At 46.8% G+C, this 17,034-nt stretch carries 20 protein-coding genes and 2 pseudogenes; 4 read left to right on the top strand and 18 right to left on the bottom strand.

The genetic code is table 11. The annotated features are described in order from the left end of the window. Positions 1–17 precede the first annotated feature (17 nt). The 4 genes from ACTQ1N_RS08250 to ACTQ1N_RS08235 all read right to left on the bottom strand — a co-directional run bounded on the left by ACTQ1N_RS08250 (position 18) and on the right by ACTQ1N_RS08235 (position 2,364). Positions 18–1,283 (bottom strand): MFS transporter, encoded by a 1,266-nt coding sequence (locus ACTQ1N_RS08250; RefSeq protein ID WP_441956291.1) that lies wholly within the window; start codon positions 1,281–1,283, stop codon positions 18–20. A gap of 79 nt (positions 1,284–1,362) precedes the next feature. Then, complete coding sequence (locus ACTQ1N_RS08245) at positions 1,363–1,566, bottom strand: Fic family protein (RefSeq protein WP_441956290.1); 204 nt, start codon at positions 1,564–1,566, stop codon at positions 1,363–1,365. Next, positions 1,563–2,081 carry a pyridoxamine 5'-phosphate oxidase family protein gene (locus ACTQ1N_RS08240; RefSeq protein WP_441956289.1) on the bottom strand — a complete coding sequence of 173 codons (519 nt, stop codon included), beginning with the start codon at positions 2,079–2,081 and terminating at the stop codon, positions 1,563–1,565. Before ACTQ1N_RS08240 ends, ACTQ1N_RS08245 begins: the two co-directional genes overlap by 4 nt. A gap of 103 nt (positions 2,082–2,184) precedes the next feature. Further along, a complete protein-coding gene (locus tag ACTQ1N_RS08235; RefSeq protein WP_441956288.1) occupies positions 2,185–2,364 on the bottom strand; it encodes a hypothetical protein in 180 nt (59 codons plus the stop codon). Between the two features lie 286 nt (positions 2,365–2,650). Here ACTQ1N_RS08235 and istA point away from each other — a divergent pair, with 286 nt between their 5' ends. From istA to ACTQ1N_RS08220, 3 genes are all read left to right on the top strand, one after another. After that, positions 2,651–4,231, top strand: a complete 1,581-nt coding sequence (gene istA, locus ACTQ1N_RS08230; protein WP_441956287.1) for an IS21 family transposase — start codon at positions 2,651–2,653, stop codon at positions 4,229–4,231. Beyond that, positions 4,221–4,961, top strand: a complete 741-nt coding sequence (locus ACTQ1N_RS08225; RefSeq protein ID WP_441956286.1) for an ATP-binding protein — start codon at positions 4,221–4,223, stop codon at positions 4,959–4,961. The genes istA and ACTQ1N_RS08225 overlap by 11 nt, the downstream gene beginning before the upstream one ends. A gap of 260 nt (positions 4,962–5,221) precedes the next feature. Further along, positions 5,222–5,500 carry a hypothetical protein gene (locus ACTQ1N_RS08220; RefSeq protein ID WP_441956285.1) on the top strand — a complete coding sequence of 93 codons (279 nt, stop codon included), beginning with the start codon at positions 5,222–5,224 and terminating at the stop codon, positions 5,498–5,500. A 112-nt stretch (positions 5,501–5,612) separates the two neighbouring features. Here ACTQ1N_RS08220 and ACTQ1N_RS08215 read toward each other — a convergent pair whose 3' ends face one another. From ACTQ1N_RS08215 to ACTQ1N_RS08150, 14 genes and pseudogenes are all read right to left on the bottom strand, one after another. After that, positions 5,613–7,325, bottom strand: coding sequence for an exonuclease domain-containing protein (locus ACTQ1N_RS08215; protein ID WP_441956284.1), 1,713 nt, complete (start codon positions 7,323–7,325; stop codon positions 5,613–5,615). Positions 7,326–7,485: 160 nt separating this feature from the next. Next, a pseudogene (locus ACTQ1N_RS08210) lies at positions 7,486–7,800 on the bottom strand (cupin domain-containing protein); the annotation flags it as partial. Positions 7,801–7,867: 67 nt separating this feature from the next. After that, positions 7,868–8,401, bottom strand: coding sequence for a flavodoxin family protein (locus tag ACTQ1N_RS08205; RefSeq protein ID WP_441956337.1), 534 nt, complete (start codon positions 8,399–8,401; stop codon positions 7,868–7,870). Between the two features lie 35 nt (positions 8,402–8,436). Further along, on the bottom strand, positions 8,437–8,958 hold the full coding sequence (locus ACTQ1N_RS08200; protein ID WP_441956283.1) for a cyclophilin-like fold protein: 522 nt from the start codon (positions 8,956–8,958) through the stop codon (positions 8,437–8,439). A gap of 46 nt (positions 8,959–9,004) precedes the next feature. Then, the gene (locus ACTQ1N_RS08195; protein ID WP_441956282.1) at positions 9,005–9,961 is read right to left on the bottom strand and encodes an alpha/beta hydrolase; all 957 of its coding nucleotides are present in this window, start codon (positions 9,959–9,961) and stop codon (positions 9,005–9,007) included. A gap of 19 nt (positions 9,962–9,980) precedes the next feature. After that, the gene (locus ACTQ1N_RS08190; protein ID WP_441956336.1) at positions 9,981–10,133 is read right to left on the bottom strand and encodes a hypothetical protein; all 153 of its coding nucleotides are present in this window, start codon (positions 10,131–10,133) and stop codon (positions 9,981–9,983) included. Positions 10,134–10,199: 66 nt separating this feature from the next. Further along, a complete protein-coding gene (locus tag ACTQ1N_RS08185) occupies positions 10,200–10,607 on the bottom strand; it encodes a MerR family transcriptional regulator (RefSeq protein WP_441956281.1) in 408 nt (135 codons plus the stop codon). Between the two features lie 318 nt (positions 10,608–10,925). Continuing rightward, positions 10,926–11,571: pseudogene (locus ACTQ1N_RS08180) on the bottom strand (AAA family ATPase). 446 nt (positions 11,572–12,017) lie between these two features. Continuing rightward, positions 12,018–12,752 (bottom strand): carboxymuconolactone decarboxylase family protein, encoded by a 735-nt coding sequence (locus ACTQ1N_RS08175; RefSeq protein ID WP_441956280.1) that lies wholly within the window; start codon positions 12,750–12,752, stop codon positions 12,018–12,020. Positions 12,753–12,766: 14 nt separating this feature from the next. Further along, entirely contained in the window at positions 12,767–13,813 is a 1,047-nt protein-coding gene (locus ACTQ1N_RS08170; protein ID WP_441956279.1) for an aldo/keto reductase, read from the bottom strand. Positions 13,814–13,838: 25 nt separating this feature from the next. Next, on the bottom strand, positions 13,839–14,318 hold the full coding sequence (locus ACTQ1N_RS08165) for a flavodoxin (RefSeq protein ID WP_441956278.1): 480 nt from the start codon (positions 14,316–14,318) through the stop codon (positions 13,839–13,841). Between the two features lie 63 nt (positions 14,319–14,381). Further along, a complete protein-coding gene (locus ACTQ1N_RS08160; RefSeq protein WP_441956277.1) occupies positions 14,382–14,924 on the bottom strand; it encodes a flavin reductase family protein in 543 nt (180 codons plus the stop codon). Position 14,925: 1 nt separating this feature from the next. After that, the gene (locus ACTQ1N_RS08155; RefSeq protein ID WP_441956276.1) at positions 14,926–15,090 is read right to left on the bottom strand and encodes a hypothetical protein; all 165 of its coding nucleotides are present in this window, start codon (positions 15,088–15,090) and stop codon (positions 14,926–14,928) included. A 47-nt stretch (positions 15,091–15,137) separates the two neighbouring features. Continuing rightward, positions 15,138–15,761, bottom strand: a complete 624-nt coding sequence (locus ACTQ1N_RS08150; RefSeq protein WP_441956275.1) for a TetR family transcriptional regulator — start codon at positions 15,759–15,761, stop codon at positions 15,138–15,140. Positions 15,762–16,427: 666 nt separating this feature from the next. On the opposite strand from ACTQ1N_RS08150, the gene ACTQ1N_RS08145 reads away from it, so the two are divergent. Then, a complete protein-coding gene (locus ACTQ1N_RS08145; RefSeq protein WP_441956274.1) occupies positions 16,428–16,904 on the top strand; it encodes a pyridoxamine 5'-phosphate oxidase family protein in 477 nt (158 codons plus the stop codon). The last annotated feature ends 130 nt before the right edge of the window (positions 16,905–17,034 follow it).

Raw genomic sequence — 17,034 nt, 5'->3', positions numbered from 1 at the left:
GTATGGACCTGCAGCAATCACTTGTACAACTCACCGTACTCTCTCTTATCAGTAAACACCAGAACAAACGAAGCAATCACAGCGATCATCGTCATTGCAACAGAAAAAATCCATGCCGGTGCAGAACCATAATGATCAAACAGCCATCCGCTGTTCCACTCCACGATCCCCGTCATAAAAGCTGCTGAAAAGCTGGTTATGCCATATATTCTTCCTCTAAAATTTGCTGAAACCCTGTCCGCAAGAAATGCCCCCGTTACGATCGTCGTCAGTATCTCTCCCAGCGTAAAAAGTGTTATTGAGACATAATATCCCGCAATCACTCCAAATGAAAGCGCAAATGCTCCAAAGCTCAATGCCTGCAGGATGATTCCAAGCAGATATTTCTTTGTCATAGCCACTTTTTCCATAGCCATTGTTATTACAGGTGTAAGTACCACTACAATGATACAGTTCAGGCTGGTCACTGTTCCATAAATAATGGATCCATTCTCAGGATATGCCTTTGAGATATCAAGCGGCATCAGATAACTGAATTGGGAATAAGCCCCCTGATAAAAACTCATGGCAATCAGAAAAAGAATCAGAGTTGCACTGTTTTTTACAACCCTTAAAATATTCCCATCCTGTCCCTTAACCTCTTCCCTGGATTCTTTTCTTATTCGTTCCGTTGTATCCTTTATAAAGAAAGCGATCAGGACTGTTGATACCGATATAGACACTCCACTTATTACAAAGCAGAGCCAGAGATAATGATTAAAAAGTATTCCTGCAATGGTTGGCGACAGTATCAGTCCAATGTTCCCGCCCATGTAAAGCAGTGAAAATGCTTGTTCTCTTTTATCTGATGGAGTGATATCTGCCACCATAGCCTGATATACAGGTCCTTCCAGTGTCTGAAAAAAAGCACCTGTCAGGGTCACACATAGCGTATACAAAGTGAGTGGGAGAAAACCGCTTATTACAAACGATACAATCGAAACGACGTCACACAATATGATTATCTTTTTTTTACTGAATCTGTCTGCAAGCTGTCCGCCCCATATATTTGCAGGTAAAAACATAAATCCGGTTATTATAAAAAACAGTGCTGTCTGCGTTGCATCAAGTCCCAGCTTCCTATTTAGTATCAATGTCATCATTGGCCATATCATTGCGCCAAGATTCGTTACGATCTTTCCAACGAAAAGGATGAAGTTCCCTCTTCCCAAACCTTTATACTGTGAAAATATTTTCATACTACCCGTTTCTGTCATATTTCCAAAATCCCACTCAGGATTCATGCCCTCTAAGGAGCTATTCAAGTTCTAGGCCCAGTATGCCGTTAACTTGGTCGGCATCTTGGTCGCTTATCTTGGTCGGTCACCGATCAAGTTGCTTTCTCCTGTACCTCTGATTTCGGCTGTTAGGCTTGTCGGGAATTGTCATTTCGATAACTCCTTGTGCTAATGCCGGATTCAGATTGCCATGCGATAGCACTTTGATCCTGCCGATCTGCTCGCTGATATCTCCCACAAGATTGGTTGTCTTATCCGTCATGTGAAATGGCGGTTTATACTCATTCATGAATGACACCTCTTCCATATCTGCCTGCTGCCAAATCCGTCTTTCTTGAAATCTGAATTCAGGCAGGTGATCTCTGTTGGTATGATCTTCAAAAGCCACATAGGCTCTTCGAGTTTCTTCAATGTTTCCATCGGTATCTTTCTGAACTCCGCGGCATTCTTATATTCATCGGAGAACAGCCCGACAAGCTCCGCTGTTCCTTCGATCTGCAGTGACCTAAGTCCGCCAAAGGACGCGCCCGTCTCGAAGACCGCTGCCGCGATACGCTTATTCTCCTTCAAAGCTTTGAACTTGAGCCCGCCTTCGGTGAAGATCCAAAGTGCTCCCGCATACCAACTGTACTCAAGCGGCGTGCAGCGAATACAATCCTTCGCGGCAGTTGCCAGGGCAAGAACCTTATGGGACGATAAGAACTCGTCTATCCAGCTATACAGAGCATCATCATCCAGCTTCTTTTCGGTTTCATCTTTTCGAGTCCAGAAGGACTCAGCCTGTGCGTACTGTTCGTCAGTCATTTATTCCTCCTCCTACAATAAGTCCGCTTCTCCATATTCTTGTTCTATTTTTTCGCCAGTTTCAGATCCTTCTTAAACTGATTTGTAAACTTTACTTCGTACTTCATTCTTCCAGTGCCGACTTAAGATCGTCCATATTGCTATAACCTTTCACACTACTGTCGTAAGCAATACGCCTTCCCTCTTCGATTGCGGCAGCGGTCGTTTTGTTTGGTACATCCAGTGTAAGGGCAAAAGGAATTCCGTTTTCCCTGATCGTTGTTCTTTGGTCTATTTTTTTCATCTATCCATTTATTCGGAATATTTTCTTGCAGCGGAGCCTTTACCCGTAGCTGCCGCCTGCTCAAACCCAGTAGCTGTAGATCCAGTGATTATTCCGGGCCTCCGGCCCACCCCGGCCGCAGTTCAGCGCAGCCTGACCGCGCTTCAGCCCATTTGATACGATCCGCGGTTCAGCCCATGCTGGCCGCCGGTCAGCACACCTGTTAACTCTTGTTCTTTTTGCTTTTTCCTTCGTTAGAATTACACCAGGAGTATCGCTCCAAATCTAACGAAGGGAGGCCAGAAGAATGGCCAGAAAAATCAACGTGAAGCTCATCATGGAGCTTCGGGATGCCGGATTGTCACGAAGTACGATCGCATCCACCAGACACATCTCAAGGCATTCCGTCAGTGAAGTCTTCAACATCGCTGACGAGAAGGGCATTCGTTACGACGATGTCCGCGCCCTTGAGGAAACAGAGGTCTATCGCATCTTCTATCCGGAAAAGTTCGCGAACGAGACCATGTACGGTGATCCTGACTACGAGCATGTACATCAGGAACTGAAACGCGTAGGTGTCACCCTCAAGCTTCTCCATGAGGAATACATCGAACGCTGCGAACGTAACGGCGAGATCCCCATGGGCAAGACAAAGTTCAACGAAGGGTATGCCGAATTCACCGTCGCAAACCGCCTCACCAACCATCTCGAACACAAGCCCGGAGAGCGAGCGGAAGTCGACTGGTCCGGTCCGACTATGCACTACGTGGACATGAACACCGGCGAACTGATCACGGTCTACCTGTTCGTCGGAACGCTCCCCTACAGCCAGTATTCTTACGTTGAGCCGTGCCTGGACATGAAGATGGACACCTTTATCCGGTGTCATATCCGCATGTATGAATACTTTGGCGGCGCTCCGGTACGGACCGTGTGCGACAACCTTAAGACCGGTGTCGTATCTCATCCCAAGGAAGGAGAGATCATCCTGACTGATGATTATGCGGCCCTGGGTTCACATTACATGACGGCGATCATGCCCGCTGGTGTCAGAAAGCCGAAGCAGAAGCCTTCTGTAGAAGGCACTGTCGGTAAGATCGCCACCGCCATCATCGCCCGGTGCAGGAATGACGTGTACTACTCCTTCGCGGAACTCGGGAAAGGAGTTGCAGACAAGCTCTATAAGTTCAACCATGAGGCTTTCCAGAAGCGCGAAGGCAGCCGTTATGAGGTGCTTCAGGAAGAAAAGGAATTCCTCCGCCCGCTTCCAGATGTCCCTTATGAGATTGCCGAGTGGGTCTATGGCAGGGCTGTCAACCTCGACTTCCATGTCGTGTACAAGAAGAATCGGTATTCCTGTCCGTATCAGTACGTGAAAAAGAAGGTTGACCTGAAGATCACAGACCGCTTCGTGGAGATCTATTACAAAGGCGAGCGTCTGACAACACACAACCGTTTTCCGAACTATATGAAGAACAAGTACTCCACACACCCGGAAGACATGCCGCCGGCATTCCGGAACATCGTCCAGTGGGATGACGAACGGATCCGGAACTGGGCGAGTTCAGTTGGGAAATATACCCGGCAGGTCATCGACCGGATCTTCGGCAGTGTCAGCATAAAAGAACAGGGCTATAATCCCTGTCTCGCCGTTCTCCGTCTCAGCAGGACGTATACAGATGCCCGTCTGGAAACCGCCTGTGAGCTTGCCATCAGCAGAGGGATTAAGGTGCCCCGTTACCATCACCTTAAAGCAATCCTGACGGCGAATCAAGACATCACTTACAAAGAGCAGCTGGAATCCGAATCCTCCACCGACGACTCCTCCATGGGTTATCTGCGCGGCAGCGACTACTACCGGAAGGGAGGCGATCCTGATGCTGAATGATGAGACCAGAAGAAAGCTCCGTGTTCTGAATATCGGCGAATTCATAGAGGAACTCGAAATACAACAGCAGGATCCGCAGACGCTGGCACTTCCGTTTGACGACCGTTTCCAGCTGCTGACAGACGGTGTCTATCAGAGGAAATACAACGACAAGGTACGGAGGCTGATCAAGAACGCGAAATTCCGCCTTCCGAAAGCCGATATCCATGACATCCTGTATATCGACAAGCGTCCCCTCAACCGAGGCATTATCGCCGATCTGGCTAGCTGTCGGTTCGTCGACGACTGCCGAAGCATCGTATTCCAGGGATATCCCAGCTCCGGCAAGACCTTCCTTGGCTGTGCAATGGCAAAAGAAGCCTGTCGAAATCAGCATAAGACCAGATACATCCGGCTCCCGGATCTCCTGGAAGAATACGCTGAGAAGTCGGTGCTTCCCGGCGGCAAGAACAAAGTGTTGAACAAGTATGCAGCTTTCAAGGTGCTCGTCCTGGATGAATGGCTCATGCCGGAACTGTCCAAGGCAGATGTCGAATTCCTTTTGGAACTGACAGAGCGCCGCTTTGACAGCACATCCACGATCTTCTGCACGCTTTACAAGCGCGAGGACTGGGTGAAGCGCCTTCGCGGCGGAACCTATGCCGAATCTATCGTGGAGCGCTTCGCACACAACACCACCTGGGTGGAAACCGGCGACGTAAACATGCGGCAGTACTTATCCCATGCCTGACGGCCTGGGTTGAACTGCGGCCGGACTTTGCTAAACGGCGATTCCCGTGCGCTGAACGCGCTTCAGCGCATGGGCTGATCGCCCGGAATAATCAGATCCAGGGCAAAACGCCCTGAATTGTCGGATCTCGGTATCTCCGTATGCCGGCCATTTTGTCCTGAAAGGCGGCATCTTTCTGTACGCCATCTTCAACAGGAAGTACGAGCGGGCCACGACAAATGTTGACCTGCTGTCCAGGTATCTCAAACAGCGCTGAGGAAATGAAAACTGTCTTCCATGATATCTTTGCCCAGGACACCGATGATGCTCTTGTTTTCGACCATGATTCCATTACAGCGGAAGATATCACAGAATTCAAAGAATATCATGGACTGCATAGTTCATCTATCCGGCAATTTCTCGATACGCATGAGAAAAAGAAGAGTCTCGTGACAGAGTTCGACGCCACCCAGTTCCAGAGCCTCGTTGATTTTATCACAGTTTACAGCAAGGAAGACATCCGGGTAACATTCAGAAATGGAATGGAAATCAAGGTCTAAAAGACAACCTGAATCAAAAGGTTAATGAACGCCACCTACGATAGCCTGTAGGTGGCGTATTATATCAATTTGTTTCTCCGGTCTTCAAGCAATAGGATCTCAAATCATTATCTTACGCGTTCGAATCCAAATATCTCCAAACATATCCAGCTGCATGCTTTTGCCTGCCGGAAGCCGCATCACGAATACTCTTTTGGCTAATACCTACTGCTATAGAAGCAGATGTAACGCTTTCATATTCTTGAAGAAGAATCATGTTATCATCATATCTTCCTATTTTTCGGCCTTTGCTCTTTGTTATAGGTTCAGGATGCTTTTCTGCTTTCTCCGCCCGAAGTTTTCTCGCAAGTCGGCGTTCTTCCTTTTCTTTTTCAATAGCGGCTTTCTCTGCTTCATGTGCAGCTTTTTGGTCTGCCTTTTTGTCCGCCCTGTTTATACAGGCAGCAACCAGAGATTCGACTTCATTGTCAACGATTTGAAAGGTATAGTCGGCATCTTGCTGCACCCATCTGGTATGATGATAGAAATCTGTAATGTTTTTCCCATCGCGCTTATAGGCCTTCACAATAGAACCTTCCAGAAGCTCAATTTGCTTTGGATGTTTCAGATTTACACGAACCGAATTTGCTTCCCCATTGTGATAATCCGTATCCTTTGTTTCCAATTCACAATGAACATAGTCAGACTTATCAAAGGTAAAGTACATCGGCTTATTCTTAAGTATCTTAAAGCTGGTAAAACCGTATGGATATTTTGCCTTGATAGTCCCTCCGCTTTTCTTTTCAAAACGAAGTCTTGCAGTATCTTTTCCCGCATCCATAAGAACTTTTTTGATGTATGCACAAATTTCACGTTCTTCGTCTGTGGGTAGAGAGTTCTCTCGTGCAATACGACCACGCTCAGCTTCATCCTTCATGTTTTCCAATAGTTGTACAAGGATCTTACCACAAGTTAGGGCATCGCCTTCAGCACGGTGCTCATCATCATTTACTATTCCATAGAAATCAGCTACTGTTGGTTGCTTATAGTTCGGAAGAGTAAGATATTTTCTGGAAAGAGCCAGAGTATCAAAATACCGTAAAGTTACATCCTCGTTATACTTGAGCCGTTTCAACGAATTAATGATAAATGCCATGTCAAATGAGGCATTGTGAGCTACCATACAGATATTCCCCGCAAGAGTATCCTGCCCTAAAAAATCTGTGAATTGATCATATGCAGAAATCTCATCTTCGCCATAGATTTCCAGATCTTCATCAGTAATACCATTTACTCTCGATGCAGCTTCAGGAATGTGCTTGACAGAAGCCACCAACGTAGAATATGAATCGACGGGGACACCATTCTCAAATTTTACAGCAGCAATTTCGATGATTCTGTTTCTTTCGGGACTTAACCCTGTAGTCTCAACATCAACAGCAAAGAACACATCCTTTAAAGAATCAATATATGTATTTCCAGCAGGAACAGACTGAATTATCTTTTTTCGCGTAGATTCTGTTAATCTCTTTATGTATTCATCAATATCATTCTCTGATTCTGACATTGATAAGTTATCCTTAATCGGAGAGCTTTTCTCCGACGTGGTTGACTGAATGGTTTGGCTTACTACATCGTGGCTATCTATAGATTTCGGCTCAGATAGCGGTACTTCATTATTCAATGGTACAATTGTTCTGGCTTTCTTTTTCTTCTTTTCAGCAATAAAAATAAGAAGCACGCCAGGAATAATAAAAACCAGACTCGCACCTCCCGCACCACCTAAGAGTGCAAGCACTCCTAATACAGTGACAATTATTCCCGGTATCAACATTAGCCTATACATGTATTTTCCTTCCAACTATATCTTTTTTCAAATCCACAATGCACCCTTTTTTTCGACCTTGCACCCTTTTTTCATGCGCACATTCTGGAAATGTTAAATTGTATCATTTTCGGTCGAATGTTTTCCAATATCGTTATGGATTAGTGCTTCTTATTCCGTATTATTTGGATGCTTCCAGCCACTCTGTGGATGTTTCTTCACCCGGAACTTCTATTGCCAGATGTGAGAACCAGCTGTCCTCTGCTGCGCCATGCCAATGCTTCACGCCAACAGGAATGTTTACGCAGTCACCCGGCTTCATCGCAACCGGTTCCTTGCCCCATTCCTGATACCACCCTCTGCCCCCGACACAGATCAGAATCTGGCCGCCGCCGCTTTTAGCATGATGGATATGCCAGTTGTTCTGACAGCCCGGCTCAAAGGTAACATTGTGGATTCCGATCTGCGAAGCGGAAACCGGTGCTAGAAACTTCTGCAAGTCTGTCTCTTCCCGCCGTCTGTACAATCTTACCGTCCATGCTTCCGTTTCTCCTCTACTCCCTTTAAATAATTGCCTTGCCAAACTGGTAAGCCTTCTCCTGAATATCAGAATTCTCCGCTGCCTCTCCCGCATCGTTCAAGCCGCCACAGAATAAAGTTCCGGCAAGACGCGCCTTAGGAAAGCAGTCAATCCATCCCTGCAGACCGCTGACTGTCCTCTCCGGTGTGCTGGATTCATCTTCTGCCGCGACGGTTAACAGATAAACATTCCGGAACTGATAATCGGAAGGATACAGCGGATTCATCCGATCAAGCAAGGTCTTCATCTGTCCGCTCAAGCCGTAATAATAAATCGGTGTTGAAAACACCAGTGTATCTGCCATCTTTACCTTTTCCGCGATCCAGACCGCATCATCATTCAGAACGCATTTCTGCGTCTTCTGACAGACGAGGCAGCCGGTGCAGAACTTCAGGTTTTTACCTTTGAGACTGATTGTTTCCACTTCATGGCCAGCTTCCCGGATACCCTCTGTCATTTTTTCGGTTAGGAATTCTGAATTACTATGGCTCCTGAGACTAGTTGAAATTACAAGCATTTTACTCATGGATTGGTCCCTTTCTGATGTTGTTCTCAATCTGTCTGTATCGTTATCTTTACATCACCTTTGCCAAGCAGTTCAGACAATTCCGCTGTCGTCAGGTCCGTAATTCTGCCAAGTCTTGTATAAGCCCATGAATTGGACCCATAGAAAACTACCAGCTGATTTCCAGAGTAAAGAACAATATCTCCAGCAGAGGTCGTTGTCTCTGCATCATCTCTTGGAAGCGATGTCCCGATCGGTCCAACCTGCTCAAAGCCGCCATACATTGACATGTGGATCTGAATTGGTTCTTTCCGCGCAAGTTCTCTCAAAGCTGTTACGGATTCATTGTCTTCCCATGTAATCCGGACAGGCGTATTTTCTATTGTCATCCTTATAGCCGCAGATTCCTCCGACATTGATTCATCCATATTTTTTTTCATCTCATCTCCAGCATTGCTTTCCGATGGAGGATCTGTTTCCTTGATGGTTTCCTCCGTATCCATTCTGAAGCCGCACCCTGAGATAAGTAACATGAAACTGAGCATTCCGGCCAATACAAACCTGTTCATTTCTTTCCGTGCGCTCCTTTCACTCAATCAGGCTGCTTTCCATTCATCACTTTAACGAATCTTTGAAGAAATTCTCCAGCTTATCAAACGGAATCTTATCCACTTGATCATAAAGATCGATATGCTCCGCATCCGCAACAATATACAGTTCTTTCGGCTCCGCCGCCTTCTCGTACGCTTTTTCTGAGAAAGAGCGAGAATGAGCATGATCGCCTGCTACAAAGAGAATCGGACGCGGCGAAATTTCATCAATATAATCAAGGCACTTAAACTGCATCATGGCCAGATTGGAGGTAGTAGTAAAACCGCCTCTCGCGTTCGGATGATGCCCCCGCGGCACTGCATAGAAGCGATTCCATTCATTGGTGATCCGATCCGTTTCCGGCAGAGCTTCCACGGAAGGATATGGCGTTTCCGGAAAACTGGGAATATATTCCGGCTGACCTTGTTCAAAGTCCGACCATCTCTGTTCGGCAAGCTGATGCTTCATCCCATCGATCTGTTCCTTCGTCAGGTTCATCATGCCGCGAACGTCGGAAATATCATACATGGAAGTCGTAGCAACCGCTTTGATACGGACATCAACTGAAGCCGCAGAGAGTGCAAATCCGCCCGATCCACAGATGCCGATCACACCGATCTTCTCCCGATCCACATAGGGAACCTTCACGCCAAGATAATCGACCGCCGCACTGAACGACTCTGCAAACAGATCCGGCGAAGAAACATTCCTTGGCTCTCCTGCGGATTCTCCCATATGTACCTGATCAAACGTCAGAACCACAAACCCGCGCTGCACCAGTTCATTTGCATAAACACAGGGTCCCTGTTCTTTCACGCCGCCATAGGGTGCGCCGACAATCAGCGCCGGATATTTTCCGGATTCATCCAGATCCTTTGCCCGGTAAATATCTGCCGCAATCGCAATCCCATAGCGGTCATTGAAACGAACATGTTCCCTTATGACGTGTTCATTCAGTTTTGCAATATATCCGTATGCCATTTTTAATCTCCTTTGTCATTCATAAGGATGCTCTGAATATGTCTGCAATATCCTTCTCAGTCAGCGGTGCCCATGCACTTTCAAGTCCTTCATTTTCTGCTACATGATGTGCCATCTCATCAATGCGGCTTTCATCAATGCCAACTTCCTTAAGATGCATCGGGATACCGATTGATGCGAAGATCTTGTTGGTGTAACATAATCAAAATTCTGCATGTTTTTCTCCTTCGAATCCCTCTTATTGGCTTGAGGAATCCTTCTTGTTATCTTCAGCATCCCAGCTGAGGACACCCGTCTTCACGGCTTCTTCATACCGGGAAATCTTGTAATTGAGCCGGTTCATCGTTTCCTGATACTGATCCAGTTTTTTCTGAATTCCACTACGAACCTCCAAAAGAAGATCACGTCTTGCCTCAATCGTTTCATCACCCATCTGAAACAGCCGCACATACTCAATGAGCATCTCGATGGGGACTCCGGCACCTCGCATACAGACGGCATTTTCAACCCAGTTGACATCATCCTGTGAATAGTCTCGAATCCCGCCTTTTGTTCTTCTGACTTCCGGAATTACACCTGCGCGCTCATAGTAGCGCAGCGTGTCCGGAGAAAGATTGAATTTTTCGCAAACTTCTTTTATCGTCATCTTCATCACCCCTCTTTACAGTTTGCCGCTTGCTTTGTCATCTGTAACTGGACTATATCCCTTGGAGTTAGCTCCAGGTCAAGTACTATTTGAAATTATCGTGGTTTTTCTTACAAAAAAGCATCAGCAGAATCTCTTCAGACTGAAAAACGAAGGCGTTCCTTTGGCGTCTCCGCTCTTCACTGTATGACTGCCGGATGCCAATGCAATGCTTCGGAACGGTAAAACGAAAACCATAAAAAATCAGCCTCTCACTGGATGTGAAAGACTGATATGTTCGTGTGATTGATTCTTCATTCCGCCGCTCTCCTGAGGCCTTTACTCATGTTTCAGCAGCCAATCTGATAAATTATGAATCCTGATGCCTTCATAGTCATAGGTCTCATGCCTGGTATTGGCCAGAATAAGCTTGGGATACGCATCTTTGATCTTAAGCAGGGGATCATACTCACGTTCAAAGGTCTCCGGCCGAGATATATCGTCACTTACCTGGATATACATCTTTTCATCGCCGCGGACGGCAACAAAATCCACTTCTTTCTGATACAGCTTTCCAACGTAAGCCTCGAAGCCACGCCGCATCAGTTCGATACAGACAATATTTTCATACATCCGGCCATAATCAAGATTCCGTCTGCCAAGTCTGGCAAAACGTATGCCGGTATCACTCAGATCGTATTTCACATGCAAGCTCAAATTTCTCGCACAGCTGCACTTCATCCACGAATACATAGTTCTGTTTTCCGGCAGCATAATGGCTTTCAATGTAATCATACAGAGCATGATATTCCTTTAATCTTTCATATTTCAGGTTAAAGAAATCCACAAAGATAATATTGGCCTCTGGCTGAATCTTGCTGATTCTGCGGATATAAGCTTTCATCAATTCAGACTTGCCGCTGCGGCGCACTCCGGTAATGATCTTGATATCCGGGGTCCCCATAAGATCAAGAAGCCGCTGCATATATTCTGGTCTTTCAATATTTCATACTGTCACTTCCGAAATTGAAATTTTCTTAAAGTTTCGCACCTGTGTCCGCGGTTTACTCTGAATTGCCCTGCTTGTCAATGTGAGAAGGCCTTTCTATAGGCATACTGATAGAACTTACTCAGAGCATCCAGATTTCCGTTTACACCATAGTACTGGCAGTGACCCATAAGCTTTTTATTCAGTAAACGCATTGTCTCGTCCACCGGCATTGTCAGCCGGGAAAGCAATTACTTGAGCTACTGTGCGAGCCGTGTCTTTGTAATACAAAGCCAATTTTAGCTCGTTGTGGAAGCACCCCAATCCCCTTGAACATCTCCAGCGGAGATGGCTGCGCGTTACTCCGGAACACTAAAAAAGAGTGATGCCAGTTACCCGGTATCACTCCTATATCGTTATTGATTACTTTTATTTGTTCCGTATTATTTAGACGCTTCCAGCCACTTCGTGGATGTTTCCTCACCCGGAACTTCTATTGCCAGATGTGAGAACCAACTATCCTCTGCCGCGCCATGCCAGTGCTTTACATTTTCCGGGATGTTGATCACTGTACCAGGTGTCATCTCTACAGGATCCTTGCCCCATTCCTGATACCATCCTCTTCCGCCGACACAGATCAGAATCTGACCGCCGCCACTTTTGGCATGATGAATATGCCAGTTGTTTCGGCATCCCGGCTCAAAGGTCACGTTAAATATCGGGATCTGATTGGTGGATACCGGCGCGAGATAGCTCTGACCGATGAAATACTGCGCATAGGCATCGTTCGGGGCTCCGATCGGGAAGAAAATCGTGTTCTGGTATCTGTCTTTATCCGTCAGCACCGGTTCTTCTTCATTCCAGACTTCCTTTGCAAGACGGAATACCGCCCATCCCTTCGGCCAGCCTACATACATGGTGGCGTGGGTGATGATGGCGGCGATCTCTTCCTTCGTTACGCCATGGGCTTTCGCGTTCTGCAGATGATAGGACAGGGAGGAGTCTGTGATGCCGGAGGCCATCAGGGACACAACAGTAATGATGCATTTCGTCTTCACATCAATTGCTTCCTCGTTCCACACTTCACCGAAAAGCACGTCATCGTTAAGATGCGCAAACATCGGTGCGAATTCTCCCAGCTGGTTTCTTCCTGCAGTCTGTACGATCTTTTCAGCCATTTTGTTCCTTCCTCCTACTTTGCGATCTTCTGGTCGCCCGTAGACCAGACATGTTTTTCTTTTGCGGCGGCCGGTTTGTTCTGTGTCATAACTCCAGCCAGCGGATGCGGCACATAGGGCTCTTCCAGATACAGAATCTCTTCTGGTGTCAGTGAAAGATCCAATGCCTTTACCGCGCCTTCGATATGATGAAGCTTTGTCGCTCCGACCACTGGGGCGGTCACCTTTGTGAGCAGCCACGCCAGTGACACTTCCGTCATGGTCACGCCGTGCTTTTCGGAAAGCTCAGCAACACGGGAGATGATCACATTATCCTGTGCAGCTGTCGCATCATATTTGAACTTCGCATAGGTGTCCTCTTTTGCTCGCTTTGTTCCGCCTTCCCCCGGGCGTCTCGATAGTCTTCCTGAAGCAAGGGCGCTGTAGGGAGTAAGAGCGATATTCTCTTCATTGCAGTACGGCACCATTTCCCGTTCCTCCTCGCGGAAGATCAGGTTGTAATGTCCCTGGATGGAAACGAACTTCGGAAAGCCTTCTTTTTCTGCCACAGCATTAGCCTTGGCGATCTGCCAGGCAAAGCAGTTGGAGATGCCGATGTATCTGGCTTTACCGGCCTTAACGATACGGTTCAGGCCGTCCAGGATGTCTTCGATTGGTGTCTGCCAGTCCCACATGTGATAGATATAGAGGTCCACATAGTCCATTCCAAGATTCTGCAGGCTTGTGTTGATCATGTTTTCGATGTGCTGCTGACCACTGACGCCGTTTTCGATTTCTTCCTGTGTTCTTGGAAGAAACTTGGTAGCAACAACTACATCTTCACGCTTAGCAAAATCCCGCAGGGCACGTCCTACGTACTGCTCACTGGTGCCGCTCTGATAAGCAATAGCTGTGTCATAAAAGTTAACGCCCAGCTCCAGCCCGCGTTTTATGATTTCTCTGGTATGCTCCTCGTCGATGGTCCAGCTGTGCTGGCCCCGTCCGGAATCACCGAATCCCATGCATCCCATGCAGATCCGGGATACGTTTAAGTCACTGTTTCCAAGTCTTGTATATTTCATTCCGGCTCACCTCCGTTTCGTATTCTTACAGAACTTCGTCAAGCCAGCGGCGGATCTCCGCCTCATTCGGTCGATTGATCTGTTTGCCCTTTGCCCACTTCACATCGCCGCTTACATCCTTATGAAGGGCCGTGTCACTTCTGCCGACCCCGCTTCCGCCGGACGTGCAGAAGGGAATGATCTTCTTGCCGGAAAAATCATAGCTTTCCAGGAAGGTATCGATGATCCTGGGAGCAACACCCCACCAGATCGGGAAGCCGACGATCACAGTATCATAGGAAGCCATGTCGGCAACTTTGCCATTGATCTCGGGTCTTGCAGATGGATCGTTCATCTCGACGCTGCTGCGGCTTTTCTTGTTCATCCAGTCCAGATCCGCCGATGTATAGATCTCCTTTGGTGCGATCTCGTAAAAGTCTGCGCCAGCAATCTTCGCGATCTCTTCACCGACTCGTTTTGTTACGCCACTGGCGGAAAATACCGCCACCAATGTTTTGTTTGCCATTTTCTTTCTCCATTTCAAATATGGGTACAAGCCTCCGAGTTTTCCTCTGAGGCTTGTCTGCAATCAGTTCATCTTACCGCAGTTGCCAACTTTTTCGCCTGTCACGAAATATTCATAGGTCGGGAACTCGAAGAGCACCGGCTTAAAGGTGTGGTAGTCGATCTTGCCCTGCTCGTTCAGTACGGTTTCATCCGCATAGGTCGCAAGGATCTTGCAGATGAAATGATCGAAATGCTCCAGCTCGTAGTTGCCGTCCACCTCACACTCGATGGAAACCTTCGCCTCATCGATCAGCGGAGCGCCGTTTTCACCCATTGTCCAGGCAAAAGCTTCTGACTTGTCCACCTTACTGCCGCTAATAGTTCCCATCCGATCCGCATCCTTCAGCCAGGACTCGTCGACCACATTGACGGAAAGCTTTTTGTTCTCACGGATCCCCTGATTGATGTAGTGTGCCTGCACAAGGGATACCATCAGGTGGCTATGCGCCACGGTGCCGGCATGGGCGACAAGCGTCCAGGTCGGCTTATTATTTACCATTGCCCCGACTACGATGACCGGGCAGGGATACAGTGCAAGTGTTGCTCCGATATTTTTCTTGCTCATCTTATTTCATCTCCTTTTCCCACATGCGGATGACGTTCAGATTCAGGCCGTTTGCCATCGCCGTACCAAAGATTGACTTCAGACTTTCCGCTGTCAGGCTGTTTCCAAATGTTCCGTCGTTTCCCAACGCCCATGCGCCAAGTGCGATTTTCGGTAATTTTGCCATTGCTTTTGTCTCCTTTATTTTTGATAGTCTTTATAGTTACGCGCCCCTTACTCTCCGAGCAGCCGGATCAGGCAGCTGTAAGTGAGCTCGTAGACACTTTGATATACATAGTTGATCCCCGCATCCTTCATGGCCACTCTCTGTTTTTCTGTGACTGCGGTGTATGGGTAGATTCCGAACATAAAGGGATAGAAGATATAGATGAAATTCTGAATGTCAGTCACTCCCATGTCCGGGCAGAACTTCTCCAGCAGCATGCACATCAGATGCATCGAGCGCCCATAAGACTGTTTGAAGGCAGTCAGAAGCTCCTGTCGGCTGTTTGCCTCCATATCGTAGTTATTCATGGAAAGAAGCTTTAAGAGCTGCTGCCGTCCTGCAAGAGAGTTTGCGATATGATCCGCCAGTTCTTTTTTCGTCAGCTGGTCATTCCCGTTCAGTATGGCGGTCAGATCCTCATTCCAGCGGTCATATTCCCTCTGGAAAAGTCCCAGAAAGATCTCTTCCTTTGTCTCAAAGTAGTTATAAATGGTGGGACGGGAGAAGGATGTGATATTCCCGATCTCCTTAAGCGTGATCTCCCGGAAACTCATTTTCTGATAGAGCTGCTCACACGCATTGATAATCTCTTCCCTTTTCTGAACAATCTGTTCACGCGTCGCTTTTCTCATCTTATGTACCTTATCATTTCACGTATTTCTGACACCGTGTCAGCATAGCCATTATATGCATATTCTGACACCGTGTCAATATATTATTCATATGTGATTCTCACACTTCCAGAGATGTAATTCTGAAGCATGCAACGGACTGCCTGCGGAAACCTTCAAAACGTCGTATCGATCGTCAAATATTCCGGAACTGATAATGGGGGTGCGAACATTTTCTTGGGCTGCCTAAGTAGCAATTTCAAAATCTTTCCTGCTTTATGCAGCTGATCCAAACGGATTTCCAAGATAGGCCAGAAACACATCACCCCGGTGGTATATTCTTTCGTTGCCGCCGCAGGAGGGGAAGCCCCTCCTACAGTTCCAATTTAAGGTTCATGGAAAGCTGAATTTTAGCGCCTGAATCGACCAGTCACCATTCTTTATACGACCGGTACGATCTCTGATTCACGCCAACTGTATTTTGACTAGAATGATGCTATATCCCGGATCAGAGCGTTTGTAACGCCCCTTCTTACTCAATCCAGTGTGCCAGTCACTGAATGGGATCCGAACGAAAGATGCTGGAAATAAACCATTATCGGTGAATCAAACACAGGTTATATGTGTTATTTTAATTGTAGTTGGAATTGTCGGATTAAAAATATTAACAAAGGATTAAGGTGAACTATGTTTAGAAAGATGAGAAGATTTAAGCAACAGATTACAGATGAACAGTGCATTGAGGTGCTGAAAAATGCAAAGCGCGGTGTACTATCCCTTATTGGTGAGGATGGTTACCCGTATGGTTTGCCCGTTAACCAGTGGTATTGTGAAGAGGATGGGAAAATCTATTTTCATGGAGCTAAGGAAGGTCACAAGATTGATGCAATTAAGGCTTGTGATAAAGTAAGCTTCTGTACATGGGATGAAGGCTATCGGAAAGACGACGATTGGGCTTTAAATATTAACAGCGTAATTGTATTTGGCAGAATCAAGCTTGTTGAGGATGAGGATACTGCAATAAAAATCTGTACCAATCTCATAAAAAAGTTCACAGATGATGAAGAGTATTTACAAAAGGAATTGAAAAATGCTCTGCCGAGAGTACAGTGCCTTGAACTCATTCCTGAGCATATGACAGGGAAGCTGGTTAATGAATCATAAATAGTGTCTGCTCTGAACCAGCTGGTCGAGCACCCTCGCTTCCCGCAGCTGCTGCTTGATCTTTGCTTCATTTCCGGCAAGCGGCATTCCAGTATAGCTTAGCCGCAATAAGCATAATCATCAGTGTCCA

The sequence above is a fragment of the Porcincola sp. LCP21S3_C12 genome, from assembly GCF_052118625.1.
GTDB lineage: Bacteria > Bacillota > Clostridia > Lachnospirales > Lachnospiraceae > Porcincola.
The sequence above is the reverse complement of the archived record's forward strand: the minus strand, read 5'-3'. Positions and strand labels throughout refer to the sequence as shown.